The following is a 24,066-nucleotide window of genomic DNA, read 5'->3' on the forward strand; positions in this document are numbered from 1 at the left end:
TAGCTTGTCTCCGTTGTACGGGTACTTGTGAGTTCATAATCTCTGAGGGCTGCGAAGTTGTTCCCGTCACCAACCGTGACGGGGACGGTCACGCCAGCAGGGACGCGATTACTCTCTGTCTCCGAGCGACACAGTGTTCATTTTCTGTCGGCTCGGTCCCATCCCGGCAGGCGGAGCAAAGTCGACGTGGTCGTACCAGAACAGCTCAGTCAGCTCGTGATACACCGGCAGCATGGCGACGTCTTCCCAGTTCGCGTTCTCCATCTCGAGGTACGCGTCGTTCCGGGCGGTCTGGTCCTCTTCCGTCGGTGCCGGGTTTTCGGCGATCGCCTGATATGCCTCCTCAGCCTGCTGGGCAGCGTCGCCGTTCTCCGGCTGCCAGTTGACGTACGAAATCGGGAAATCGAGGCTCGTGTCAGTCTGTGGCGGGTTCAGCAGCTGGAGGAAGTTGTCCGGGGCGGGCCAGTCGGCGACCCAGCCAAGCGAGTACATCTCTAGCTCGCCGTTGCGGCCACGTTCAAGCAGCGTGTTAAACGGCGCCTGATTGACTTCGAGGTCGATGTAGACACTTTGTAGCTGGTCTCGAAGGATGCTTGCGGTTTCGCTCCAGACACCGGACTCGTAGATTGTCAGCTCCATGGCGAACCGCTCGTTTTCGCCGTAGCCAGCTTCTTCCATCACCGAGCGGGCCTCTCCGAGTTGGCTGTCGTCGTAGCCGTACGGGTACTCGTTTTCGGCGCGGTCGTTGTAGTTCTGGGCGCCGCCGGGGAAGATGGACTTCGGCGTGAAGTTGTAGGCGGGCTCGCCGCGCTGTTTGAACACCTGTTCGACAACGGTGTGCTGATTCATCGCGTACGCGACCGCCTGACGGACCGGCTTGGGTACGCTGGCCATATTGAACCCGAGATAGAACACCCCGATATTCGATACAGCGGAGTAATTGGCCGTGGCGCCGTTGCGCAACTCGCCGTAGGACCCGATCTGACGACCCTGGTCGTCTTCCTCTTCGACGGACACCTTCCCGGGGTCGTACTGCGCCGTGGGGAGCTCGAAGATGTCGGCATTGCGGTTCATCGCGTAGTTGTAATTGGCCGAATCGTTCTCGATGACCGCAAAGTGGACGCCGTCGACGCTCGCGCTCTCGCCGTAATAGTCGTCGTACGCGCTGACCCTGGCCTCAGTGCCGGAGTCCCACGTGTCGAACTCGAAGGGACCGTTCCCGACCGGGTTCGAACTGGAGAACTCGGCCTGTGTCATCTCGCCCTCATACCCTTCGATATCGCCGACCATGCCCTCAGGAACCGGTGAGAAAGAGGAGTACGCGAGCATTTCCAGCGTGGATGCAAACGGTGATTCCAGCTGGATTTCGAGCGTTGTTTCGTCGATAGCTTCGACGCCGAGCGTCCCGGACTGGTACACTTCCTGTTCCTCGCCGTCGACCGTCTCGGTCGTCGTCTCGTGTGTCACGCCCAGCGAGTCCAGAACGAAGTAGGCACGACTGGAGTTGCTAGATGCAGTCAGTCGCTCGAACGCGTAGACAAAGTCGCTGGCGGTTACGGTGTCCCCGTTGTGGAAGGTTGCATCCTTCAACTGGAACGTGTAGGTTGTGAAGTCCTCAGATACCTCATAGTCCGCAGCCATAAGCCCCTCTACAGCGGGCTGACTGTCGGGATAGTTCATCAGTGGGTCGAACATCTGCTGGATGACGATTCCCGACTGGGTGTCGGTCGCCTCGATCGGGTCCATCGTCGTCATCGTCCCCGTGTTGACCCGCCAGAGGTCCCCCTCTTCCTTCAGGTCGGTCCCGACATCGCCCCCACTGTCGTCTGTCGAGTCCATGCCGCCGCCGGTTCCCTCCTCTGCTCCCTCAGTCTCGTCACTATCACTGGAACATCCCGCCAGCGCTGCGGCCGCCGCAGCACTGCCCGTTGCTTTCAGAAACGATCGCCGTTCCATGCTACTTGAACGTGGCATATTGATACCCAAATTGCCCCCTACAAATAGAAGTTATGTCATACAGTAGCTTGAAATATTAAACTGCTCGCATGAAGAAATTCAGTTTATTATCTATAGTAATCTTACATGATATATCCTGTAGTGAATGTTACCTGAATGCAAATATTCCACCCCACACAACGGAATTATCGGCGGTATTGACCGCGCGCACTGGTTTTTATGTGGATTGATAGGTGGGAGTAACAGCGGCCGCTGTCAGAAACTGCGCTACCAGTCGACGGAGAGTGACCCGTCGCCGTTTGGGTCCGGGGCGATTTCTTCGTTCGTTCGCCGGTCGATGACGTGGATGATGCCCCGGTCCTTCTTGGCTGGACAGGCCTCCGCGGCCGCGATATTGTGATCGAGGTCTGACTCGTCGATGAAGTACGCCTCGGGCTTGGCGATGCCAGTGTCCAGGTCAAGCGTCCAATTGCGCGACTTCTCGGCGCATTTGCCCGCGCCGAAGCACTTGTTCGCCTCGAAGATTATTTTGTAGGGCTTCTCCTCGACCGGGGGGCCGTCCTGTTCGCCGAACTCGCTCGGGTCGACGTGGTCGTCCGCGTCTGCCATTACGCCCCGTTCGGGATGGACCGTCTTTCGATTGTCGGTCTCGCCGTTGTTCGCCGCTACGTCTCAGTCGTCGAGACGACCTCGACGGGGTCCCCGACGGCGAGCGCCGCGTCGCGGTCGGCCTCAGGAACGCGGGCGATGAGCATCAGGGTGTAGAAATGGTCGAAGGCGTCCCGGTCGGCCCACTCCGGAAACGTCTCCTGTCGGCGTTCGATGAACTGTTCTCGGAACCCCGGGGTTTCCTTCCCGGTGTCGGGGTCTCGCTGCGGGACCACACAGCGACCGCAGGGTGTCACCCCTTCGAAGCGGACACTGCCGGCCCGGAACGCTGGAGCGTCCGCGCCGACGAAGCGGTCTTCCCAGAACGCCGGGACGCCGCCGACCTCGACGTTCGCCCGGAGTCGTCGGCGCAGTCCGTCGACAGTCACGTCATCGAACCACGATGCCACCGTTTCCAGTGTCGCGGTACTGATGACCGACGGCCCCATTTCCCGCCGGTCGACGTACCCAAGTGTCTCGTCGCGCTCGACGGTCAGGTCCACATCGAAAAATTTGCTGAGCCAGTCGGCGGCTCGGGTGCGATCACTTGCATCCCGGAGTCTGAACGACGCGCTATCGCCGTCGGTGGTGACCGACAGCGTCCCCGTTTCGGTGTCGTAGCCGGTGTCGATGTCGTGGACGCGGCGGGTTCGCTTCCCGTTGACCACGTCGCCGTCGGTGTCGAACAGGGCGAACTCGCGGTCGTGCGCCAGCGTCCCGCCCGGACGCATCGATACTGAGTCGCAGTCCATGCCGTCCAGTGCCTTGACGGGGTAGACGGTGAGTCGTTCGACGTGTGCCACTATCGGTTGCTCGGTCGGAACAACGAAAACGTTGTCTGGTTACCGGTGAACGTCGACCGATTCCAGCAGCATCTCCTCGGTCGGCGCGTCGTTGCGGTCGGTGTCGACGCTGCCGATAGACTCGACAACGTCCATTCCGTCGATGACCTTCCCGAAGACGGCGTGCTTGCCGTCGAGGTGGGGCTGGGCGTCGAGGGTGATGAAGAACTGCGAGCCGTTGGTGTTCGGGCCGCTGTTGGCCATGCTGAGGACGCCCGGGCCGTCGTGGCTGAGTTCGTCGTGGAACTCGTCGTCGAAGGAGTAGCCGGGGCCGCCGCGACCAGTGCCGGTCGGGTCGCCCATCTGGATCATGAAGTTCTCGATGATCCGGTGGATGTCGATATCAGTGTACAGCGGGTCGATGCGCTTCTCGCTGGATTCAGGGTCTTCCCACGCGCCGGTCCCCGGGCCGACTTCGGTCCCGTCGTAGTCGTCGGCCCCTTCGGCCAGACCGACGAAGTTCTCGACGGTAGTCGGCACGCGCTCGTCGTACAGTTCGACTTCGATCTCGCCCTCTGTCGTGTGGAGGGTTGCAGTCAGGTCACTCATACTCAATCGGAGGGAAGCCCGGCAGAAAAGCCTGCCCACTGACCGAGGATTCACGTACTGCAACGAGGCCATCGCCGCCATGGTCTGAGTAGCTGTCGCGTGGCGGGACGCGGGAGTCTGACGCGTCGCCACGCGACCGGGAGTGTCGGCTGTTCGTTGCGCTGGGCTACGGCAGGTGTGACAGCAGTAGCTCCGAGACCTGCTCGGGGGCGTCGAACTGGACCCAGTGGCTCGCCGCCGGGAGCCGCTCGACTCGACAGTCCGGGACCCATTCTTCGAGGTCCTGGGTCAGGTCGAGCGAGAGCGCATCGTCCTGAACACCCCAGATAAGGAGCGTTGACGCTGTCACTGGACGGTTGCCGACCCCGCCCGCCGTGAGCGTCAGCTTTGCGTTCCGCCGGCCAAGCGCCCGGTAGTAGTTGACCGCGGCCGTGCGCGCGCCCGGCTGCCCGAGCGCCCGCTTGTACCGCCGCACGTCGGTCTCGGTGAAGGCGTCAGGGCGGGTCGGTCCGTCAGTCAGAATGCGCTCCAGCATGGTGAAATCGTTCCAGCCGAGGCTGGCCTCCGGAAGCGCGGGAAGCTGGAAGAACAGCACGTACCAGGAGCGCAATAACTGGTCGACCGAGTGGCGGAGCGCTCGTTCGTATGCCGAGGGGTGTGGTGCATTCAGAACCGCAAGCTGGTCGACAACATCGGGACGGTCGATAGCGGTCTGCCAGGCGATGACACCGCCCCAATCGTGGCCAACGATGTGGGCCTGTTCGCGGTCGAACGCCGACACGAGGCCCGCGACATCGGCGACCAGTTCGTCGATGTGATAGGCTCCGACGCCCTCGGGCTTGTCGGAGTGGTTGTAGCCCCGGAGGTCGGGTGCAACCACGCGGTAGCCGGCGTCCGCGAGCGCCGGGAGCTGGTGTTTCCAGGCGTACCAGAACTCCGGAAAGCCGTGCAACAGGACGACGAGGTCGCCGTCCGGCGGCCCGGCGGTCACGGTATGAAGCCTGATACCGTTCGTGTCGACCAGCTCGTGGATTCCGGGGGTTTCTGCTGCGGGTACCGTCCACGCAGTGCTGTCACGAGCGCTGGCGTGTTGTCCCATCAGAATCATTTCGCCCGCTCGGTAGAAGTGGGTTCCGCTCTGTGGGCCGTTGCCGGCTTAGAAGGTCCGAAGCTCGTCGAGTGTCGCCGCTGCGCTGCCGTCGGCAATCGCTTCACGGGCCTGTTCGAGGCCGTCCTGAATACTGTCGGCGTCCTCACGGGCATAGATGCGGAGGGCGGCGTTGAGCGCGACAGCATCGGCAAAGCCGTCTTCGCGCTCGCCGGCCAGCACAGCCTCGGTTATCGCTGCCGACTCTTCGGCCACGTCGTCGACCTGCAGGTCCTCGCTCTCAATGTCCATCCCGTACTCGCCGGTGCGGATTTCGAAGTCTGCGATGTCCTCGTCGTCGGACTCCTCGCCGGTGACGGGCCATTCGGCCACGATTGTCTCGCCGGGGCGAACGTCGTCGTAGCCCTCCATTCCCTGGAAGAACAGGGCACGCTCGACGCTGCTGGTCTCGGACTGGGCGAGCGTTCGGACCATCTTCTTCGCGAAGGCCAGATGGTAGAAGCTGCCGAGATGCACACTGGCGTTGGCGGGGTTCGCAAGCGTCTCGACAGTGTTGACGAACGTCCGGACGCCCATGTTGTCGCGGCGCTCGAACAGGGCGTCGATGCCGGGGTTGAACTCGGGCTGGTAGTAGTAGCCGAAGCCGACCTCGTCGACCATATCGGCACTTTCGCTCGGCTCGATTTCGGTTCGGACGCCCAGTTCGTCTAACACGTGCTTGTAGGCGTCCTGCTTCTGCGTCGGGACGCGGTCGCCGGAGTGGACGACAACGGGCGTCCCGGCGGCGGCGGCGACGACACCTGCGCCGACGCCGAGAATCGCGGACCGGCCTTTGCCGTCGTAGTTGGCCCCGCAGTCGACAGGGTCAGCTTCTGGCGTAGCTGTCTCGACCGATTCCTCGGACATCACGTCGACATACGCACCCAGTTCCTCGGGGGTGTTGCGCTTCCAGCGGTTGGCGAGCCAGAACGCGCCAAGCGTCGTGTGGTCGGGTTCGTCGCCGAGGATGCGCTGGAACGCCTCCCGGGCCTGTGTGCGGGACATATCGTCAGCCGATTTGTGACCGGAGCCGACGACTTCCGTCATGAGTCGTTTGAGCGGCCATTCGCCGTACTCCCGGGTCGCTTGCGCCATGGAAACGTGTTCGGGCCAGAGTTCAAAAGCCCCTGCGTTTTGTTCTCAGTTTATGAGAACTGACCGCCTTCCCGAAAGGGATACACGACTACACTCCTAATCGAATACAATGAGTCTCCAGTCGGGCGAGTGGCGCGAGCAGATCGACGAGGTAGACGCTGCGCTCATCGATGAGTTCCAGAGTGACTTCCCGATTCAGGAACGCCCCTTCGAGGCCGTTGGTGATGCGCTGGGGGTCTCGGCGGGAACAGCACTCGACCGGGTCAAAACGCTCCGTGACGACGGCATTTTCCGTCGGTTCGGTCCGGTTCTTAATCCGCCGGTCATCGGCTCTTCGACGCTGGCTGCTGTCAGTGCCCCCGAGGACCGGTTCGACGAGGTTGCCGAGATAATCAACGGGTACCGGCAGGTGAACCACAACTACGCTCGCGACCACGAGTGGAATATGTGGTTTGTTGTCACTGCAGGCTCCCGACAGCGACGCGACGAGATTCTGGCCGAGATTGAGGAGCGAACCGGCTGTTCGGTACTCGTCTTGCCGATGTTGACTGACTACTACATCGATCTGGAGTTCCCGGTTGTCAACGGTGACCGGTTCGCCCGGGAGAGTCTGGAGACGACCGACGCCACTGCGACTCGAATAAGCGAAGATGCCGCCGCGGACCTCTCGGAACTGGACCGGCGATTATTGCTCGAAATCCAGAGTGGGTTCCCGCTCGTCGCAACGCCATACCGAGACGTGGCGGACGCTGTCGATGCCGACGTGTCCGAAGTACTCTCGGCTATCAAGCGACTCCAGCGAACCGGCTGTATCAAGCGCATCGGCTGTGTCGTGAATCACATCGTCACCGGGTTCGACAACAACTGCATGGTCGTCTGGGACGTGCCGGACGACGCCCTCGACGAGCGTGGGCAGGCAGTCGGCGAACTCCCCTATGTCACGCTCTGCTATCACCGGCCACGCCGCCCGGAGCAGGACTGGCAGTACAACCTCTTTACAATGATCCACGGACGCGAAGCGGACATCGTGGACGAGAAGATAGACGAACTCGCGACTGACCACCTCCCGTACGACCACGGCCGGCTGTACTCGACGGAGACGCTGAAACAGACTGGGGCACGATACGACGACATCGTCGGCCAGTAACCGTTCTCAATCAGGGTGTCCCGGGAACGGTGGCCGGAACCCTTTTGCAATTCTGCTGTAAATATGCTAGCTAATGACAAAGGGTCGGCAAGTGACAATCCTCGTTGTCGACGACGAGCCAGCGGTGGCAGACGTGTACGCGGACCAGTTAGGGGAACGCTACACAGTCGAGACGGCATACAGTGGTGAGGCCGCCCTCTCGAAGCTGGACTCCGCAGTCGATGTTGTCCTGTTAGACCGGCGGATGCCGGACCTCTCCGGCGACGAGGTGCTGTCGGCGATCCGTGAGAAGCGCTACGATACGCGCGTGGCGATGGTGACCGCAGTAGACCCCGATTTTGATATCATCGAGATGCCCTTCGATGATTACGTCCTCAAACCAGTGTCGAAGGCGGACCTCTTCCAGACAATCGAACAGTTGCTTCTGTACGCCGATTACGAGGAACGCCTGCGGGAATGCTACTCGCTCACGGCGAAATACGCTGCACTGGAATCATCGAAACCACAGGCTGTCCTCGATGAGAGCGAGGAGTTCACTGCGCTGCGGGCCGAACTTGAGGAAGTCCGCGCGGAACTTGACGAACTCACGGATTCGTTCGACGCCACGGACTTCGAATTGCTGTTTCGGAATTTCGAGACGGACGAGTCAATACCGGACAACACACAGTTTTGAGCCGGGTCGGAGCGGTTGTTTCGGGACTCACGGCGACCCGCCCACCCTTTCGAAAGCACTAACCGATTCTCTTCCATAGGGAGGGCAATGAGTCAACAACTCCCGGACGTGCAGGCGTCGAGTCCGGACGTAACGGTCGGTCTCAATCGCGTCGGTGTGACGGGCGTCGAGAAACTCGTCAAACTGGGGCGTCGTGACCGCGACCCCATCGTACTCATGGCGGAGTTCGAAGTGTTCGTAGACCTGCCGTCCTGGCGAAAGGGTGCCGATATGTCCCGCAATATGGAGGTTATCGACGAGACGCTGGAAACCGCTGTCTCCGAGGAAGCCTATCGGGTCGAGGATGTCTGTGGCGACGCCGCCGAACTCCTGCTTGAGAAGCACGATTACACGACGAAGGCGGAGGTTCGGATGGAAGCGGAGTACGTCACCCACGAGTCCACGCCGGCGTCCGAAATGGCGACACAGTCGACTGCCGACATCATCGCCTCGGCGACAGCGACTGAAGACGGGACGAGCGAGGAAATCGGTGCTCGCGTCACCGGGATGACCGTCTGCCCGTGCTCACAGGGGATGTCAGCTTCCCGCGCCCGCGAGACGCTCAAGCAGCTAAACGTCGAAGACGATGTCATCGAGGAGTTCCTTGAAACCAATCCACAGGCCGGCCACTCACAGCGGGGCCACGCCACGCTCACCGTCCAGAGCGACGGCGCGCCCGAGGTCGACCTGAACGAACTCATCGAAGTCGCCCGCGATTCGATGAGCGCCCGCATCTACAACCTCGCGAAACGGCCCGACGAGGACCACATGACCTACGAGGCCCACAAGGACGCCAAGTTCGTCGAGGACTGCGTTCGCGCGCTTGCCGAGGGCGTCGTCAACACGTTCCCGGACCTGCCGGACGACGCCGTCGTGACGATGAAACAGTCCAACGACGAGTCTATCCACCAGCACAACGCCCACGCAGAGCGCGTGGCACAGTTGGACGATCTGCGGCAGGAAGTCAGCGAGGACTGAGCGCAGCGAAGTCCTCGGAATGTTGAGCGGGGAGCACAGCGATCCGCGAAACCGCAGAAATTTTTGAGCGGAGCAGTTCACAACAGTACGGACGCCGTTTGCGACTCGATTTCCTCTCACCTGTTCCGGCGGTCCAACTATGGCGGGCCGACCGGTTTCGCTTCGGCCCAGTGTTCTTCGAACGCCTGGCTGATATCGGCAGTGAAATCGGAGTCTTTCATGTCGATGACGCCAAAGGTTTCCTCGCGGCCCAGCGGGTGTGGGACCTCGATACAGACTTCGACGCCGTCGAGTAGCTCGAACGTGGTCCTGATGTTCGGGCTGGCGCGGGCGCTGTAGTTGTCGTAGTGGAAGAGGCGCTCGTAGTACTCACGGTTGGCCTCCTCAGGAAGGCTTTCGAACAGATCCGGTCGGACGAGCAGGGACACTTCCACACCGCGCTCTAACGCCGCTTCGAGTTCGTCGACGATCCGCTCGGTGCCGGAGAGGATATCGACCTGTCGAGCGGGTGCCGAGCCGACCATGATAATCTCGTCGTCGGCGGCGGCTAGCCGCTCAAGCAACAGGTCAAGCGAGTTATCGGGGCCGACGGCGGCCGTCCAGAACGGTTCCTCGACGGGGTCTGCCGACTCCAGCTGTGACGAGAGGTCGTCAACGATTTCCTCGTACTGGCCGACCTTTTCCTGGAGTTCGCGCTTCTTGTCTTCGAGCAGGCGGTCGAGGGCCGTGTCGGGCTCGACGGCGACGTATTTTTTCGGTCTGCTGGCGGTCTGGCTGCGGACGAGATTGTACGTTTCGAGGCTGTTGAGCACGTCGTAGATGCGGCCCATCGGAACGTCACTGGCCCGTGATAGTTCCTTGGCCGTTGTCGGTCCCGTTTCCAGCAGTGACCGGTATGCTCTGGCTTCATATTCGGAAAGTCCGAGATCTCTGAGACTGGACATACCCATACATCAGGGTACGTGTGCAAAAACTTGTCGGGGGTTTACCGTTTGTCCACGTTTGCTGTCGTTGTTCATGTCAGCGGTCGCCAGTTAGTGCGGCTTCGAGTTCGGCCGGCGTCGTCCCCTCGGCGACAATTGCGTCCCCGTCGAGGAGTCGCGCCGTGCCGTCGCCGTCCGGCTCCGGGACGACGGTGGTCTCGTGGTCGGCCAGCCGAAGTGCCGCGCGGTGGAGGTCCGTTCCCGCTTCGGCCCCGACGGTGAGCGTCTGGGGTTGCTGAAGGCGGGCCGCGACGCCGGCGTAGCCGGCCACCTCGACGCCCATCCGTTCTGCTGCGCCGGCGAAGGACTCGACGGCTGAAAGCGCCGCGTTGCGGTATCGGTCCTCGCCGGTGAGTGCCGCGAGGTCGACAAGGGCGTCAGCCAGTTCCACTGTCGCGTCGAGCGGATGGAGCGAGCGGGTACACAGCCCTGCGCCGCTGTCGGGACCGTCCCGGAACGCGCCGTCATCTTGCTGGCGGTTTTCGATGGTCCAGTCGGCGATAGCCTTGGCCGGCCCCGGTTCACCGAGGACCTGCCAGCTCGTCGTCAGGCCCTGGAGGAGCTGGGCCTGGTCAAGCAGCAGACCGGTATCGCTGTCCGCGCCGTCGTAGTGGGCGACCTCGCCGCCGTCGACAAGCGATTCACAGACGGCGTCTCGCGCGCGACTGGCGTACTGCTGTGCGCGCTCGTCGTCGGTGTAAGCTGCGACCCACAGCAGGGCATCGATAGCGAGGCCGTTGCGGTCTGCGAACACTGTCTCGTCGACGTTCGGCGACACGGTCCCTTCGCGCTCTGTCGGCTCCAGCCGGTAGTACTCGTCCGAGCCGGCTTGGCTCGCGGCGAACGCGTCGCCGGCCCACAGCGTCGTCGTGAGGTAGTCGACGGTCCGCTGGGCGGCGTCCCGGTACGCCTCAGTCCCAGTGTACCGGTAGCCGTGAGCGAAGGCCCGGACTAGGGCAGCGTTCTCGTCCAGTAGCTTCTCACGCCGGGGGTTCCCCCAGCTGCGCTCTGTCGAGTACCGGAAGAAGCCACCGTCGTAGGTGTCGAGCAGGTGTGTCCGAATCGCTTCGAGTGTCCGGGTGGCCTGGTCCCGCGCTCGGACAAGGGCGAACTCTACGGTCCGCGGCAGCGGGAACTTCACGTCGGTTCCCCAGCCGCCGAACTCGTCGTCGAACGCGCCAAGCAACTGTTCGACCATGTGTTCCTCGATGCGCGGCCGGAGTTCGCCAGCCGGCGGCGATTCGTCCTGTAGCTGCCGGGGAATCGAGCCCGCCGCCGCGCCCTGGGCGTCCCACGACTCCCGGACGGAGTCCAGAATACCGCGGAACCCGTCCGGCCCGAGGAACGTCGCGCCGGTGATGACCTCGCCCTCAGGAGTCAGGAACACCGTCGACGGGAATCCACCCATCGTGTACCGCTCCCGGACGCGTGGGTTCCGGTCGGCGTCAACGCGGACCGGGACGAACCCGTCGTTGATGTTGGCCGCGATGCGGGGCTCGCCATACGTGCCTCGGTCCATCGCCCGGCACTCGGCGCTCCACGGAACCGTCAGCGCCAGCAGTACCGGCTTCCCCGACTCGGCGGCGTCCTCGAACGGGGCTGTGCCCCACTCGCGCCACTCGACCTTCGTGTCGCGTGCGTATTCGTCCATACCGGGTGTGGGCGGTGGGCGTACAAAGGCCCTCTCACTCTCGGCGAAAGACCGATTGGCGGCGCGGTCCAAGCGTGGGCGATGGATACCCAGCAGGCGATTCGCGAAACGCCGGAACCGGTCACACCGGGCGACCGGCCACCCCGTCTCGGTCGCGTCCCGTTCGTCGACAACACCGCCGCGATGTTGCGTGACCCGCTGGGGTTCTATGACCGCGCCGGGGCCCACGAGGCCGACATGGTGGGGTACAGCGTTGCCGGGACGACGGGCTGTTTCGTCTGCCATCCCGACCTCGTCGAGCAGGTGCTTGTGACCGACGCCGATGTATACGAGAAGGGACAACTGCTTCAGGATACCCTCGGCCAGTTTATCGGCGAGGGGCTGTTCCTGCTGGAAGGCGAGGAGTGGCAACAACAGCGGACGGCGCTCCAGCCGGCGTTCTACCGGGAACGCATCGCCGCCTACGGCGACACGATGACAGAGTTTGCCGACCGAGCAGCAGCGGGCTGGAGCGACGGCCAGCGCATCGATGTCCTCCCACACATGCAGTCGCTGACGCTGAACATTCTCGGCAAGACGCTGCTAGACGTGGATATCGAGACGACTGCTGACGCGCTGGAACCGCTACTCGACGCGCTACGTACGCGACTGGACCCGCGGTCGCTGTCGGCGTACCTCCCGCTGTGGGTCCCGACGGCGACGAACCGCGCCGTCACTAATTCGCTGGCCGAGTTCCAGTCCACGCTCGACGACGTTATCGCCGCCCGTCAGCGTGAAGACGAGCACGCCCGCGAGGCACGCGACGACGTACTCTCCCTGCTGCTTTCGCTCGACGACGAGACGATGGACCGCGAGCGACTGGGTCACCAGCTCCTGACGTTTCTGGTCGCCGGTCACGACACGACGGCGCTGACGCTCACCTACGCCTGGTTCTTGCTGGCAAATAATCCGAAGCGCCAGCAGCGCCTGCACGACGAACTCGACGCGACGCTGGGGGAGCGCCAGCCGACGCCCGAGGACCTGTTCGAACTGCCGTATCTCGATGCCGTGCTGAATGAAGTCCTGCGGCTGTACCCGCCCGCGTTCACGGTGTTTCGCCAGCCGACGGAGCCGGTGACCCTCGGCGGCTACGAGCTCTCGACGGACGCCCAGCTCACTCTCCCGCAGTGGCTCGTCCACCGGGACGACCGGTGGTACGACGCACCCGACGCCTTCCGCCCCGAACGGTGGGACGACGACCTCGAAGCGTCGCTCCCGGACTACGCCTACTATCCCTTCGGCGGCGGTCCGCGCCACTGTATCGGGATGCGCTTTGCCCGGATGGAGGCCAAACTCGCCTTGGCAACCATCGCCCAACAGTACGCCGTCGAAGCAGTCACCGAACCGCCGCTGTCGCTGGCGATGCAGATTACACTGAGTCCCACAGCACCGGTCGAAGTCCGACTGCGGGAACGCTGACCCGCTACGCCGGCGGTCGACAGCTCGGTCCTGCTCTCGAAAGGCGTTTGGGGGCGGGCCTGCAAGCAGTCGTATGCTCCGGGTCATCGGGCTATTGCTGCTCATCCCGCTGTTCGACATCGTGTTACTGGTGACGGTCGCGATACCGTTCCTCGGCTCGCTCGTGACGGTCGCCCTCGTCGTTCTGACGGCGCTGGTTGGCATGCTGCTGGTCCGCGCCGAAGGCCGTGCGACGCTTCGGAAGATACAACAGCGGCTCGCCGTCGGCGAACTCCCGACCGACGAACTCATCGACGGCGGCCTCCTTATCGCCGCTGGCGCGTTCTTCCTCACCCCCGGCCTAGTGACGGACTTCGTTGGCCTCCTGCTCGCGGTGCCGTTCACCCGGTACCCCGTCCGCGCTGCCACGCGCCGCTGGGTCGTCCGGCCCTACATCGATGCCAAGACCAGCGGTTTCGCCAGCGGCCAGGTGTACGTCGGCGGGTTCCCTAACGACGAGAACGGCCCGGCCGGCCCCGGTGCGACCGGTCCAGATGGCGGCCCCAGTTCGGGGTCCGGTTCCGGCTCCGGCACCTCCTTCGACCCCACCGAAGCCACTGACGTCGACTTCGACGATAGCGACGAAAACTGAAGCCCTGACGCGGTTTCACATCCCTAACCGGCCGCGAAACGTTACCCTTTTCAATACCCCTCGGGTACAAAAGAATGCGTTGGGCCAATAGCTCAATCAGGTTGAGCGCTCGGCTGATAACCGGGAGGTTCGCGGTTCAAATCCGCGTTGGCCCATACCGAGTTCTTCCCGTTGTTGGCTTTACCGAAACCGGAGCTACAGCGCTGTAGTTCGCTGATTTCGGCGGAATTGAAAAGTGCCGTTGAAGGAAGTATTTATCAACTCGCAAGGGAACCTTGCGGACCCTGCCGCCGTCTGGCGTTTACTACGGCTCAGGCTGTTATCACGGGTGAGCCTGCCTTCGCGGTTCCGACCGGCAAAAACACACCCGGAAGGCTTTCCTTCCAGTTGTCTGTCAGTAGCTGTATGCGACGACGCCAGTTCCTCGCGGGCGGCACAGTCCTCCTCTCGGCTGCTGTCGCTGGTTGTGGCCATCCCTCCGTCGTGCTGGACATGGACGACGCGACAGCGACCGATATTGCCGACGAAGTTTCGATATCGCCTGACTCCGAATCGGCGGAATACACGGTTGTCTCAGCGGCCATCGAAAACGGCTCCGCGACGCGCCGGGGCCGAAACGAACTGTTCGACCAGATAGATATCGTCCGGATCGATGAGACCTTCTACGAAGTTTCGGAGACGCCACTTGAGAGCAACGAAGTGACGGTGTACGAGGTGCGAATCGATTTCGACCCGGCTGATTCGACGGCTGAAATCGGTGAAATCGCCTATGAGGAGCTACCGGCGGTGGACCGCCAGCGCCTTGACCCAATTATTTCAGACGACAACCCGCCCAGCGGGGACGGATACGATGTGGGTATCGGATACGGAACCGCCGCGGAAGTGGGTGACGGGTCGGTGTTCGTTCCGGAGCGCCAGTACGATATTATCGTCCACGACGGCGACCGCTACCGGGTGACGGTCAGCACACGAACGACAACAGAGACGAAATACCGGTACGAAGCGACGGAAGCTGCGTCGGGTGTCGACTCGTTTGCTGACCAGATCCGAGACCAGTACCTGTTCACCCTTACGGGCCTTTCCGAAGCCGAACGAGAAGTCGTTGAAGAAGCGATTGACGGCGGCTACTTTCAGGATGACGAGGCCTTCCGGTCAGTCACTGACCGCATTCGGGAACACGAAGGGATCGAGGTCACAGATAGCTACGGGACGTGGCTTCTGGCGTACGAACAGGTCGAGTATCTCACGTACGTCGAGTGGTAGTCAGCAGTCAAGGACTAAGGCGACTCGGCCGGCGCATCGGACCGCTCTAACTTCAGCGTCTGCAGCAGGTATCGGTTATAGTAGCCACTGAAATTCAATGTACACCTGATCGCACGAGAGCAGTGCGCTCAATGTGTCACTCGTTTCAACTGATACTGCTGTCGGTGAATTCGTCGAACAGGTCGGCGACACGCTTCTCGATCGCATCTCGGATTTCCCGGACCTGTTCGATTGGCTGCCCGTGCGGGTCCTCTAGCGCCCAGTCGCGCACTGCGACATCGGCGTCGAGTTCAAGCGTCGAACATCCCATTGTCGCAACGACGGTACACCCGTTGAGTTCGTCGTTCGAAACTGCCTGCGGAACCCGGTCAGAGAGGTCCATATCGAGTTCACCCATCGCTTCGACGACCTCCGGGTGCACTTCGTCCGCGGGGTCTGTGCCTCCGGTCAGGATTTCGACCGCATCTTCGAGTCCGCGACGGGTGCGCTCCCGCTCGGCAAACGCTGCGGACATCTGGCTTCGGCCCGCGTTCTGGACGCAGACGAATCCGAACTTCAGTGGCGTATCGGTCATCGTGTAACCGTACCGAGCGAGTGGAATAATCCTTCCTAAGACCACTATTGTGGGCTATATATCTGAGACCGTCTACCGTACGGCAGTCGCGGTTGGCGAGCGGGACGCTCTCACGTGCGTATAGACCCTTCACATTGAGGGGACAGTTCCTTCGGCTATCCAAGTCCGCGCCTGAGTATATGCCGGAGTACCGCTTCACGTGCCCGAACTGTGATGCGTGTGCAACGGTCGACGGTGGCGTCCGCGAGCGCCTGTTGGTTGTTGGATGCCCAGTTTGCGCTGGAGGTGTCGATACCCCGGCGTTTGTTGAGGTCTCGCCACACGGGACTGACCGACCCTGAGCCACGCCGTTGCCCGTGCTGAATTGGTCCAAGAGCTGCGATGTCTGGGTCGCAGCTTTCAATCATTACACAACTTATTTGAACCTATCTCAAGACTGACTGAACATGATAGAGGACGCACTTCGCTACCAGACACAGGGCGACGACTGGGTCAAACGCGTTGCCCTCGGTGGGGTTGTACTGTTTTTCGGCTTTTTGATCGTTCCGCTGTTCACGTTTCAGGGATACATGCTTGAAGTGATGCGCCGGGTCCTCAGGGGCGAGACTGACACGCCGCCGGCTTGGGACGAACTGGATCTGACCGACATAACCGTTGACGGAATTCGACATACCGTTGTCGTTATGGGGTACGGTTTGTTGCTCATGCTCGCGCTTGCTGTCCCGGGCCTGCTGGTAATCGGCGGTGGACTCGGCGGCTCTGAAGGATTGCTGCTCGTGGGCTTTCTCGTCGCCGCCTTGCTCTACCTTATCGGCGTTCTCGCAATGGCAGTGATACTGCCCGTTGCGACGGGGAACTTCGTCCGGGCGGACAGTATCGCTGCGGGCTTTGACCGTGATGTTCTCTGGTCTGTCGGCACGAGCCGAACGATGCTGATGGCTGTGGTGATGGCGTTTGGGGTCAACATCCTCATCTCCGTTGGAGCGACCGTTCTGGGATTCACCATTATTGGCTACCTTGCAGTTCCGTTCCTCGCGTTCGTCGGCCAGTCCGCGATCATGTACGTCTGGGGACGTGGCTTCGCGGACGCATACGATGAGGAGTACGGTGAACCGCCGCTTGCACCCACGACTGGGACTGGCGGGACACACAGGTCCGGACCAGCCACGACAGGCGTGGATGAGCCGACGGGAGACAGCTACGCCGATGACTCGAGCTGGAGTAACGATACCGACGATGACGGATTCGGCACTTCGGCCTGGGACGATGTCGGTGACAGTGACAGCGGGCAACGCTGATAGCAGTCACTCGACACGGCTGGTCACCTGTAACGCAAAATATCGTCAGAAGTCGCTCAACTGCGACTGCAACCCGGCGACGAGTTCGGACTTGCGCCGTAACTGTCCGAGACTGACGGGGAGTTGGTCGGCAATAGCTGTCAGTGTCTCCCGGAAGGACTGTGCGGTCCCGGGTTCGCCGTCAAACGCATTCCGGACGCCCTCACGCACCTGCCAGACGCCGACTGGTGCCCAGTAGTCGTCGGTGATTTCCCGCAGCACCAGACACTTCGCCTGTTTGTCGCGCTCCTGCAGGTGTTCGAGGACACCGAGGCGTGCCGCGTAGTACGCTCCCGCAGTCTCCTCGACATAGGCGGTCCGTCCCTCGTAGCCCTCGTGAGCGCTAGACATGTAGTAGCCTGTCTCGGGACGGGGGTTCCAGACGCTCTGGGGGGCTTTCATCTCGACGAGTTCGAACTCCCAGCGGCCGGGCGCAAGCACCACCCAGTAGCGGTTTCCCATGTACTCGTTGTACCACAACTCCGGCTTGTCGATGGTGTCAGCGTTGCGTAGCGTGCCGCGGACGTACTGCCCGACCGTGTCGTCGACGGCGGTGATCGACCACCGTGTCGGCACCAGCGACCGCTCGCTGGCCTGCCCGAGCGCGCCTGCCGAGAGGATGGTGTTGATATCGTACACGTCGAACCCGCGGCGGTACAGGTACGCCATCGCACCCTCCGCGCGCCAGTCGTCGTCCGACAGCGTCTTTTCGACGGGCCGGGGGACGTGGGGGTTCTCCGCCAGGTCCGCACCCGTCGCGTGTGCCCGTGGCCCCGTTGGCGTCCCAACATCGTCGAAGTTCACATCCATCTCGGGAGTGCCGTCGAGACCGACCTCCACGTCGACGGGATGATCCGCGATGGCGACTTCCCGCTGGACGCCGACGAAACCGTTCCAGACGTCGTGGACCCCGCTGGTACCGCGCCCACCACCGGCGCTGACCGAATCGACTGACGTGGTCTGGGTGGAGTTCACCATGCCGGTCCGGCGCTGGAGTACGTCCTCGATGCCAAGCCCCTCCTGATACCAGTCGCCGCTGGTTGCGAACCCGGCAGCGGCGGCGTCGGTATCGACTGGAGAGAGCAGGCCCGTTGAGACGTTGGGGTATCCTGACCGACCGACAAATATCTCGGGGGCCGTCGATCCGAACAGCGAATCGCCCTGCACTGCTGCCTCGAACTGCTGCTCGAGGTCTTCGAGGTGGTCCGTGATGGCGTAGGATTTCTCCGCCGCAAGGCGGCGCCGCTGTGCGGCTTCGTCCTCCTCGAACCCCTCGATGAACTCGTCGAGTTGCATCTGTCACGCCTTCGGCCCTCCCCGATAAGAACTTTTCCGGCGGTCCGTGAGAGAGCAACCCTTACAGGGTCGGATTGAGTAACAACAGGTGATATAAATCATGGCAAATACAACGAAGTGGTTCCTGCTCGGCGCGACGCTGGTCAGCATGGCTGTCGTATTCGTCTCGGCGGTCATTCCAGTCGCGTATGAGCAGGCGCTGGTCAACCTTCTCGTCGGAGAACTCGCGGCCCTCACGCTCGCACATTCCACCTATCGGGTCTCATCGGGGAAACAGGCAAGCCCTCTCGCAGCGGCGATAGCTGTCCTGTCCGGTATTGTCCTGTTTCTCTCACCCGTCCTCATTGAGCCTGTCGACCCCATTCTGTCAGTAATGTTCGCCGCTGGCGCCGTCGTCACTGTCGGCGGGCTGGTTGGTGTTCTGGGTCGGGTACTCGGCAGTGAAGAGAGTCGACAGACTGGTGCTGAGCGAATCAGCAGAAACGCCGGGAACTGACGGGCCGACCACAACGTCTATACCGACGGGTCAGCCACCCTCGGACGATGCCGGTTATCGAATGCGACGAGACGACGGCCCGCGAGCGACTGGCGGACGCGGGACTCGACATCCAACAGGGGAACACTGACCACGAGCGCTGGCGCGTCGAATACGGCGGCGCGACAGCGGTCGCCTACGACGGGAAAGTCGTCGTGCAGGGTGAGGGGACCGCACGACTTGAGGCCCTGCTGCGCGGCACTGACGGCGGGCGCGTCCATGCATATTTTGATGGTGCATCGCGGGGTAACCCGGGACCAGCCTCGGTCGGCTACGTGCTGGTCAACGACAGCGGGATTGTCACGGAGGGTGGAGAAACGATAGGAACGGCGACAAACAACCAGGCGGAGTACAAGGCGCTCATCCGCGCGGTTGAAGTCGCACGCGATTACGGATTCGACGATGTCCATATCCGGGGTGACTCAGAGCTTATCGTCAAACAGGTCCGTGGCGAGTGGGATACGAATGACCCCGAACTGCGCGAGCACCGTGTCCGTGTCCGCGAGCTACTGACAGACTTTGACGACTGGCAGATCGAGCACGTTCCGCGGGAAATAAACGACCGTGCAGACGAACTAGCTAACGACGCACTCGACGATGACTGACCTGCCGACAGATGTGACCGAACAGGCCGAACGGCTGACCAGGCTCGCTCGCGAAGTAGTTGATGATGCCGAGGCCGACGCCTACAGGACTGAACGCGACGAAATCCTCGCGGAGTACGACTACACTGCCCGTATCAGAAACGACGAGACGGGTGACGTACTCGTCTGCCATCCCGTCGAATGGGTCGATGATGGCGTCATCCGTCCGGAGCGGGTCGACGACATCGACCGAGGCGTCGAGATACGGCTTTCAGGCCCCGGCGACCCGGACGAGTGGGCAGAGATCGACGCTGCAAACCGCGCTGTCGTTGAAGCCGTTACCGAAGCACACGGTGAGACACACGGCGCCAACGCGGAGTTGCTCGCTGATTTCATGGGTAATCACTACGCGAAACCGATCTCGGAGGCGACGCCGGACGAAATTCAGGAGTTTCGAGACGACTATGTCCGACGAAATGCGTGGCCAACTGCGGAACAGCGGTCGGTTCTCGACCAGTCGATCCGTCTCACTGTCGAAGAAGCCGGTGGTCGCGCTCCTGACGCATAATCGTCTGGTACACCTGCCGGTGAGCAGTATTTGTCTGCTGTTAAGAAGTGGTTAACAGTAGTTCGCAGGTGCCCAGGTGCGAATCTACTGCTGCGCCGCGATCAGATCACGGAGTTCGTCGGCTCGGCCGTCATCGGAGATGAACTTTCCGAACACCCATCCGAGCTGGTCAAGGACTGCATCCTTGCCCGACTCTGTCAGGGAGTACTGGTTCGTTCGCTTGTCGAGTTCGCTCTTCTCGACGAGACCCATTTCGACGAGGTCGTCGAGGTTCGGGTACAGGCGACCGTGGTTGACTTCGTCGTTGTAGTATTCTTCTAGTTCGCGCTTGATAGCGAGACCATACCGCGGCTCTTCAGCGAGTATTACTAGGATATTCTGCTGAAAAGCGGTAAGCTCTTTTGCGATGCCCGGACTGTCAGTAACTGTTTGTGCCTCTGACATAGTTGAGTAAATGTCAGCAAGCTATTTAACACTTGTTAACTCTGGCGCACAACGCCTGCTGTGGGGCATTAACCACCATACAACTAGCAGCTACAGTAGTATCGGAAAAATTATATTATGCGCCCTCAGTTGAATTGAGTTTCCGATTAATTTGCTTTCAGATTGTCGTTTACAGGTGGTAAGTGTAATCTAAGAATATATCTATAGTTAGATATTATTGGGTTATATAGGGCATAATACCGAATAGCTGCGGCTATTACGAAAGGACTTTTTGACGGCGTCGCGCAGTCGCCGGTGATGACGAACCTCTGGGAAGACCTCGAAACCGGACCGAACCCCCCCGAAGAAATCTACGCCGTTGTTGAGTGCCTGAAAGGCGAGCGTAACAAGTACGAGTACGAGAAGGACATTCCCGGTGTCGTCCTCGACCGTGTCCTTCACTCGAACGTTCACTACCCGTCCGACTATGGTTTCATCCCGCAGTCGTACTACGACGACGAGGACCCGTTCGACGTGCTCGTCCTCGTCGAAGACCAGACGTTCCCCGGCTGTGTCATTGAGGCCCGCCCCGTCGCCCTGATGAAGATGGACGACGATGGCGAGCAGGACGACAAGGTCATCGCAGTCCCGACTGAGGACCCGCGCTATGACCACATCGAGGACCTCGACGACATGCCACAGCAGACCCTCGACGAGATTGACGAGTTCTTCTCCACGTACAAGAACCTCGAAGAGGGGAAAGAAGTCGAGACGCTAGGCTGGGAAGACAAAGAAGCCGCAAAGGACGCTATCGTCCACGCGCAGGAACTCTACGACGAAGAGTTCAACTGACGCGTCCGGGACCACCTTTTGCGGTTTTTGTTCCGTCGGCGGTGTATTTCCAGAAGTAATACCGGCAGGTACCTCCGATTATGTATGAGCATGGGTAATTTTTTGTCCGTGTAACCGCTATCGGTACGTGTATGGCTACTGATGACACCGACGCAGCGCTGGACCACACGACTGTTGTTCCGCGAGTCGAGCGACGGTCGACACCCGGAATCGCACATCTGACGGTGGTTCCGGAGAACGCGGACCAGTCGTCCTGACCGTTGGGCTGTGTCGATTATTTTGCCGCTTTCGGTGACGCGGCGCCGAAAAGAAGTTTCTTGTTCCTGACCTGACTAACAGACCGTATGGGATTATTCGACCGATTGAAGGGCGACGACGCACCGCGTGTTGCCTTCTTCGGCATTGACGGCGTACCGTTCAGTCTTATCGACGAACACCCCGACGTGTTCCCGAACCTCACCGAGATGGCGTCGGACGGAAGCGCCGGCCCCATTGACAGCATCGTCCCTCCCGAGTCTAGCGCCTGCTGGCCAGCGCTGACGACCGGTGTTAACCCCGGCCAAACGGGTGTCTACGGGTTCCAGGACCGCGAAGTCGGTTCGTACGACACCTACGTCCCAATGGGACGCGACGTGCAGGCGACGCGTCTCTGGGACCGCGTCACCGATGATGGCCGCAACGCGACGGTTCTGAACGTCCCGGTCACGTTCCCACCCCAGCGGAACGTCCAGCGGATGGTATCGGGCTTTCTCTCGCCGGGCGTGGACAAGGCCGCTTACCCGGACGAACTCCGCGACAACCTTCAGGACAGCGACTACCGTATCGATGTCAACGCCAAACTCGGCCACGACGACGACAAAAGCGACTTCGTCGAAGACGCTCACAAGACGCTCGAAAAGCGCTACGAGACGTTCAAACACTACGTCGAACAGGACGACTGGGACCTGTTTTTCGGCGTGTTCATGACCACGGACCGGGTCAACCACTTCCTCTTCAAGGACTATGAGCGCGACGGCGAGAACCAGGACGCCTTCTTTGAGTTCTACAAGCAAGTCGACGCGTATCTCGGCGACCTGCGCGACCGGCTCCCCGACGACGTGACGATGGTTGTCGCCTCGGACCACGGCTTCACCTCGCTCGACTACGAGGTCCACTTCAACGAGTGGCTTCAGGAGGAAGGGTGGCTCGACTACGCGACTGATGACCACTCCGAACTCGGCGATATCAGCGAGGACACCAAGGCCTACTCGCTCATCCCCGGCCGCTTCTACATCAATCTTGAGGGCCGCGAACCGAACGGCGGCGTCCCCGAAGACGAGTACGAGTCTGTCCGCGCGAACCTCAAAGAAAAACTCGAAGCGCTCGAGGGCCCGGACGGCAAGCCCGTCGCAGACCGTGTCGTCACCAAAGAAGACGCCTACCGCGGCGACCACGACGACATCGCACCGGACCTCACTGTCGTCCCGAACCACGGCTTCGACCTGAAGGCCGGATTCAAGGGCTCCGAGGACGTGTTCGGCGTCGGGCCGCGAAACGGTATGCACAGCTTCGACAACGCGACGCTCATGGTCGACGACCCGGATGTTCGCATCGACGACGCCGACCTCTACGACATCGCGCCGACCATTCTCGACCTGCTCGACCACGACTTCGACCGCGCAAAGTTCGACGGCAGTAGCCTCGCCTGAGGCTCCTGTTGCGACCGAGAAATTCTGCTATCTAAACCGTTAGAACAGTCCGTCCAGCTGGTCGTTCGTGAACTCGTCCGGGTCGGTCGTTCCACCCTGTGAGTTCGCCGCTTCTGTGGCGCGCTCCATGAACTCGTTGACCCGCTCGGACCGTTCAACGCCCGAAAGGACGATGAGCGACGCGATTTTATCGGAGCCGAGCGGGAAGTCCCCGCCCCGGACCTCCATACTCCCGGTCTGGTCTTCCACCCAGCGGCGCGCTCGCTCGACGCCTTTCCGCGAGAGGCGTTCGGGGTCACCCGCGACGACGAGGAGGGCCGAGTCAGCCTTGACCGCGTTGGGTAGACTCATGCTCGTAAGGAGGGCTTTCCGGGTAACGCTGGTGATAGTGTTGACGTTCTCGCCGGCATCCTCGCTGGCCTCGGCGCTGGCGTAGCCGATAGAGGCAATGCCGCCGCCCCTGAGTGTGTTGATGATCTCCGAGGAGTCGACGACGCTCTCGCCGACCCCCTCAACTGCCTCGCCGGAGGCGAACAGTAGGCCGACGCGCTGTGAGATGGCGTCATTGACGCGTTCAAAGCCGGCGGCGACGCTGTCGCCGCTGCCCCGCCAGGCGTCATTGTCGACGAGGAGGAGGGAGTCTGCCTCGCGGGCAGCGGTCTTGAGCGAGCGACCGGCGTTGGCCTGGTAGAGGCCGCCCTCGTCCCGGCCGGGAAGAATGCCGAGGACGTACACCGGCTTCTCGTAGATGCGCTTGAGTTCGCGGGCGAGCATCGGTGCGCCACCGGAGCCGGTGCCACCGCCGAGTCCAGCAACGACGACGATGGCCTCGGCTTCGGTCGTAATCCGACCGTCGAGTTCGTCGAGCACTTCGGTGGCGTTCTCCTGCATAACCTGCGCCCCGAGCTCGTTGTCACCGCCAACGCCGTGACCTTTCACGCGGTCCTGTCCGATGAGGGCTGTGTCGATATCGAGATTCTGGAGGTCGGCTCGCGCCGTATTAACGGCGAGGGCCCCCCGGACAGCGTCGAACCCCATGTCGTAATCGAACTGGGCAAGCGACTGGGTTACTTTCCCGCCAGCCTGCCCGACACCAATCAGGACGACTTTCATATCAAATGTCTCGTGAGGGTGACTAATCAACGTTGT

25 protein-coding genes and 1 tRNA gene are annotated in these 24,066 nt (G+C 61.7%); 14 read left to right on the plus strand and 12 right to left on the minus strand.

Translation table 11 applies throughout. The annotated features are described in order from the left end of the window. Window positions 1–108: 108 nt before the first annotated feature. From RR_RS18660 to RR_RS18685, 6 genes are all read right to left on the minus strand, one after another. On the minus strand, window positions 109–1,956 hold the full coding sequence (locus RR_RS18660; protein ID WP_004964107.1) for an ABC transporter substrate-binding protein: 1,848 nt from the start codon (window positions 1,954–1,956) through the stop codon (window positions 109–111). Between the two features lie 267 nt (window positions 1,957–2,223). Then, on the minus strand, window positions 2,224–2,565 hold the full coding sequence (locus RR_RS18665; protein WP_004964105.1) for a hypothetical protein: 342 nt from the start codon (window positions 2,563–2,565) through the stop codon (window positions 2,224–2,226). Between the two features lie 56 nt (window positions 2,566–2,621). Next, entirely contained in the window at window positions 2,622–3,407 is a 786-nt protein-coding gene (locus tag RR_RS18670) for an MOSC domain-containing protein (RefSeq protein ID WP_049939100.1), read from the minus strand. A gap of 39 nt (window positions 3,408–3,446) precedes the next feature. After that, window positions 3,447–3,995 (minus strand): peptidylprolyl isomerase, encoded by a 549-nt coding sequence (locus RR_RS18675; protein ID WP_004964101.1) that lies wholly within the window; start codon window positions 3,993–3,995, stop codon window positions 3,447–3,449. Between the two features lie 166 nt (window positions 3,996–4,161). Then, complete coding sequence (locus RR_RS18680) at window positions 4,162–5,094, minus strand: alpha/beta fold hydrolase (protein ID WP_049919273.1); 933 nt, start codon at window positions 5,092–5,094, stop codon at window positions 4,162–4,164. Window positions 5,095–5,151: 57 nt separating this feature from the next. Further along, window positions 5,152–6,237, minus strand: a complete 1,086-nt coding sequence (locus RR_RS18685) for an anthranilate phosphoribosyltransferase (RefSeq protein ID WP_011224729.1) — start codon at window positions 6,235–6,237, stop codon at window positions 5,152–5,154. Between the two features lie 109 nt (window positions 6,238–6,346). Here RR_RS18685 and RR_RS18690 point away from each other — a divergent pair, with 109 nt between their 5' ends. The 3 genes from RR_RS18690 (at window position 6,347) to mptA (ending at window position 9,074) form a co-directional block, all read left to right on the plus strand. After that, window positions 6,347–7,384 carry a siroheme decarboxylase subunit beta gene (locus RR_RS18690; protein ID WP_011224730.1) on the plus strand — a complete coding sequence of 346 codons (1,038 nt, stop codon included), beginning with the start codon at window positions 6,347–6,349 and terminating at the stop codon, window positions 7,382–7,384. Between the two features lie 73 nt (window positions 7,385–7,457). Then, entirely contained in the window at window positions 7,458–8,057 is a 600-nt protein-coding gene (locus RR_RS18695; protein WP_011224731.1) for a response regulator, read from the plus strand. Between the two features lie 87 nt (window positions 8,058–8,144). Further along, window positions 8,145–9,074 carry a GTP cyclohydrolase MptA gene (gene mptA / locus RR_RS18700; RefSeq protein WP_004964088.1) on the plus strand — a complete coding sequence of 310 codons (930 nt, stop codon included), beginning with the start codon at window positions 8,145–8,147 and terminating at the stop codon, window positions 9,072–9,074. A gap of 137 nt (window positions 9,075–9,211) precedes the next feature. Here mptA and RR_RS18705 read toward each other — a convergent pair whose 3' ends face one another. After that, entirely contained in the window at window positions 9,212–10,018 is an 807-nt protein-coding gene (locus RR_RS18705; protein ID WP_004593852.1) for a TrmB family transcriptional regulator, read from the minus strand. 76 nt (window positions 10,019–10,094) lie between these two features. After that, window positions 10,095–11,708 (minus strand): DUF255 domain-containing protein, encoded by a 1,614-nt coding sequence (locus RR_RS18710; protein WP_011224733.1) that lies wholly within the window; start codon window positions 11,706–11,708, stop codon window positions 10,095–10,097. 81 nt (window positions 11,709–11,789) lie between these two features. Here RR_RS18710 and RR_RS18715 point away from each other — a divergent pair, with 81 nt between their 5' ends. From RR_RS18715 to RR_RS18730, 4 genes are all read left to right on the plus strand, one after another. Further along, a complete protein-coding gene (locus RR_RS18715; RefSeq protein WP_004964081.1) occupies window positions 11,790–13,166 on the plus strand; it encodes a cytochrome P450 in 1,377 nt (458 codons plus the stop codon). Window positions 13,167–13,239: 73 nt separating this feature from the next. Then, a complete protein-coding gene (locus RR_RS18720; protein ID WP_007189126.1) occupies window positions 13,240–13,797 on the plus strand; it encodes an FxsA family protein in 558 nt (185 codons plus the stop codon). A gap of 81 nt (window positions 13,798–13,878) precedes the next feature. Continuing rightward, window positions 13,879–13,952 (plus strand) — tRNA-Ile (locus RR_RS18725). Between the two features lie 250 nt (window positions 13,953–14,202). Further along, window positions 14,203–15,060, plus strand: a complete 858-nt coding sequence (locus tag RR_RS18730) for a hypothetical protein (RefSeq protein WP_011224734.1) — start codon at window positions 14,203–14,205, stop codon at window positions 15,058–15,060. Window positions 15,061–15,205: 145 nt separating this feature from the next. Here RR_RS18730 and RR_RS18735 read toward each other — a convergent pair whose 3' ends face one another. Beyond that, a complete protein-coding gene (locus RR_RS18735) occupies window positions 15,206–15,634 on the minus strand; it encodes a low molecular weight phosphatase family protein (protein ID WP_007189123.1) in 429 nt (142 codons plus the stop codon). A 446-nt stretch (window positions 15,635–16,080) separates the two neighbouring features. On the opposite strand from RR_RS18735, the gene RR_RS18740 reads away from it, so the two are divergent. After that, complete coding sequence (locus RR_RS18740; protein ID WP_011224735.1) at window positions 16,081–16,932, plus strand: DUF4013 domain-containing protein; 852 nt, start codon at window positions 16,081–16,083, stop codon at window positions 16,930–16,932. A 45-nt stretch (window positions 16,933–16,977) separates the two neighbouring features. Here the strand turns inward: RR_RS18740 and nreA are convergent, their stop codons facing one another. Further along, complete coding sequence (gene nreA, locus RR_RS18745; RefSeq protein ID WP_011224736.1) at window positions 16,978–18,267, minus strand: DNA repair protein NreA; 1,290 nt, start codon at window positions 18,265–18,267, stop codon at window positions 16,978–16,980. Between the two features lie 100 nt (window positions 18,268–18,367). Between nreA and RR_RS18750 the strand changes: the two genes are divergently transcribed. Genes RR_RS18750 through RR_RS18760 form a run of 3 tightly spaced genes read left to right on the plus strand, consistent with a single transcriptional unit; the run spans window position 18,368 to window position 19,954 of the window. Beyond that, window positions 18,368–18,763 (plus strand): hypothetical protein, encoded by a 396-nt coding sequence (locus RR_RS18750; protein WP_007189120.1) that lies wholly within the window; start codon window positions 18,368–18,370, stop codon window positions 18,761–18,763. Between the two features lie 47 nt (window positions 18,764–18,810). Then, window positions 18,811–19,407 (plus strand): ribonuclease HI, encoded by a 597-nt coding sequence (rnhA, locus tag RR_RS18755; protein ID WP_004964067.1) that lies wholly within the window; start codon window positions 18,811–18,813, stop codon window positions 19,405–19,407. Further along, window positions 19,400–19,954 carry a DUF7108 family protein gene (locus tag RR_RS18760; protein ID WP_004964064.1) on the plus strand — a complete coding sequence of 185 codons (555 nt, stop codon included), beginning with the start codon at window positions 19,400–19,402 and terminating at the stop codon, window positions 19,952–19,954. The genes rnhA and RR_RS18760 overlap by 8 nt, the downstream gene beginning before the upstream one ends. Before the next feature lie 84 nt (window positions 19,955–20,038). On the opposite strand, the gene RR_RS18765 is transcribed toward RR_RS18760, so the two are convergent. Continuing rightward, the gene (locus RR_RS18765) at window positions 20,039–20,398 is read right to left on the minus strand and encodes a PadR family transcriptional regulator (protein WP_004593840.1); all 360 of its coding nucleotides are present in this window, start codon (window positions 20,396–20,398) and stop codon (window positions 20,039–20,041) included. Window positions 20,399–20,695: 297 nt separating this feature from the next. Here RR_RS18765 and RR_RS18770 point away from each other — a divergent pair, with 297 nt between their 5' ends. The 3 genes from RR_RS18770 to RR_RS18775 all read left to right on the plus strand — a co-directional run bounded on the left by RR_RS18770 (window position 20,696) and on the right by RR_RS18775 (window position 22,917). Further along, window positions 20,696–21,229 carry an inorganic diphosphatase gene (locus tag RR_RS18770; RefSeq protein WP_011224737.1) on the plus strand — a complete coding sequence of 178 codons (534 nt, stop codon included), beginning with the start codon at window positions 20,696–20,698 and terminating at the stop codon, window positions 21,227–21,229. 131 nt (window positions 21,230–21,360) lie between these two features. Then, window positions 21,361–21,486 (plus strand): hypothetical protein, encoded by a 126-nt coding sequence (locus RR_RS23035; RefSeq protein ID WP_004593838.1) that lies wholly within the window; start codon window positions 21,361–21,363, stop codon window positions 21,484–21,486. A gap of 87 nt (window positions 21,487–21,573) precedes the next feature. Continuing rightward, window positions 21,574–22,917 carry an alkaline phosphatase family protein gene (locus RR_RS18775; RefSeq protein WP_011224738.1) on the plus strand — a complete coding sequence of 448 codons (1,344 nt, stop codon included), beginning with the start codon at window positions 21,574–21,576 and terminating at the stop codon, window positions 22,915–22,917. Window positions 22,918–22,956: 39 nt separating this feature from the next. On the opposite strand, the gene RR_RS18780 is transcribed toward RR_RS18775, so the two are convergent. Continuing rightward, a complete protein-coding gene (locus RR_RS18780) occupies window positions 22,957–24,030 on the minus strand; it encodes a tubulin/FtsZ family protein (protein ID WP_004964052.1) in 1,074 nt (357 codons plus the stop codon). Between the last annotated feature and the right edge of the window lie 36 nt (window positions 24,031–24,066).

It is taken from the genome of Haloarcula marismortui ATCC 43049 (assembly GCF_000011085.1).
Lineage (GTDB): Archaea > Halobacteriota > Halobacteria > Halobacteriales > Haloarculaceae > Haloarcula > Haloarcula marismortui.

What these genes read in the sequence shown, in the direction of transcription:
- RR_RS18660 (WP_004964107.1), bottom strand. Translation starts at nt 1,956, where the DNA reads ATGGAACGGCGATCGTTTCTGAAAGCAACGGGCAGTGCTGCGGCGGCC.
- RR_RS18665 (WP_004964105.1), bottom strand. Translation starts at nt 2,565, where the DNA reads ATGGCAGACGCGGACGACCACGTCGACCCGAGCGAGTTCGGCGAACAG.
- RR_RS18675 (WP_004964101.1), bottom strand. Translation starts at nt 3,995, where the DNA reads ATGAGTGACCTGACTGCAACCCTCCACACGACAGAGGGCGAGATCGAA.
- RR_RS18680 (WP_049919273.1), bottom strand. Translation starts at nt 5,094, where the DNA reads ATGGGACAACACGCCAGCGCTCGTGACAGCACTGCGTGGACGGTACCC.
- RR_RS18685 (WP_011224729.1), bottom strand. Translation starts at nt 6,237, where the DNA reads ATGGCGCAAGCGACCCGGGAGTACGGCGAATGGCCGCTCAAACGACTC.
- RR_RS18690 (WP_011224730.1), top strand. Translation starts at nt 6,347, where the DNA reads ATGAGTCTCCAGTCGGGCGAGTGGCGCGAGCAGATCGACGAGGTAGAC.
- RR_RS18695 (WP_011224731.1), top strand. Translation starts at nt 7,458, where the DNA reads ATGACAAAGGGTCGGCAAGTGACAATCCTCGTTGTCGACGACGAGCCA.
- mptA (WP_004964088.1), top strand. Translation starts at nt 8,145, where the DNA reads ATGAGTCAACAACTCCCGGACGTGCAGGCGTCGAGTCCGGACGTAACG.
- RR_RS18705 (WP_004593852.1), bottom strand. Translation starts at nt 10,018, where the DNA reads ATGTCCAGTCTCAGAGATCTCGGACTTTCCGAATATGAAGCCAGAGCA.
- RR_RS18710 (WP_011224733.1), bottom strand. Translation starts at nt 11,708, where the DNA reads ATGGACGAATACGCACGCGACACGAAGGTCGAGTGGCGCGAGTGGGGC.
- RR_RS18715 (WP_004964081.1), top strand. Translation starts at nt 11,790, where the DNA reads ATGGATACCCAGCAGGCGATTCGCGAAACGCCGGAACCGGTCACACCG.
- RR_RS18720 (WP_007189126.1), top strand. Translation starts at nt 13,240, where the DNA reads ATGCTCCGGGTCATCGGGCTATTGCTGCTCATCCCGCTGTTCGACATC.
- RR_RS18730 (WP_011224734.1), top strand. Translation starts at nt 14,203, where the DNA reads ATGCGACGACGCCAGTTCCTCGCGGGCGGCACAGTCCTCCTCTCGGCT.
- RR_RS18735 (WP_007189123.1), bottom strand. Translation starts at nt 15,634, where the DNA reads ATGACCGATACGCCACTGAAGTTCGGATTCGTCTGCGTCCAGAACGCG.
- RR_RS18740 (WP_011224735.1), top strand. Translation starts at nt 16,081, where the DNA reads ATGATAGAGGACGCACTTCGCTACCAGACACAGGGCGACGACTGGGTC.
- nreA (WP_011224736.1), bottom strand. Translation starts at nt 18,267, where the DNA reads ATGCAACTCGACGAGTTCATCGAGGGGTTCGAGGAGGACGAAGCCGCA.
- RR_RS18750 (WP_007189120.1), top strand. Translation starts at nt 18,368, where the DNA reads ATGGCAAATACAACGAAGTGGTTCCTGCTCGGCGCGACGCTGGTCAGC.
- rnhA (WP_004964067.1), top strand. Translation starts at nt 18,811, where the DNA reads ATGCCGGTTATCGAATGCGACGAGACGACGGCCCGCGAGCGACTGGCG.
- RR_RS18760 (WP_004964064.1), top strand. Translation starts at nt 19,400, where the DNA reads ATGACTGACCTGCCGACAGATGTGACCGAACAGGCCGAACGGCTGACC.
- RR_RS18765 (WP_004593840.1), bottom strand. Translation starts at nt 20,398, where the DNA reads ATGTCAGAGGCACAAACAGTTACTGACAGTCCGGGCATCGCAAAAGAG.
- RR_RS18770 (WP_011224737.1), top strand. Translation starts at nt 20,696, where the DNA reads ATGACGAACCTCTGGGAAGACCTCGAAACCGGACCGAACCCCCCCGAA.
- RR_RS23035 (WP_004593838.1), top strand. Translation starts at nt 21,361, where the DNA reads ATGGCTACTGATGACACCGACGCAGCGCTGGACCACACGACTGTTGTT.
- RR_RS18775 (WP_011224738.1), top strand. Translation starts at nt 21,574, where the DNA reads ATGGGATTATTCGACCGATTGAAGGGCGACGACGCACCGCGTGTTGCC.
- RR_RS18780 (WP_004964052.1), bottom strand. Translation starts at nt 24,030, where the DNA reads ATGAAAGTCGTCCTGATTGGTGTCGGGCAGGCTGGCGGGAAAGTAACC.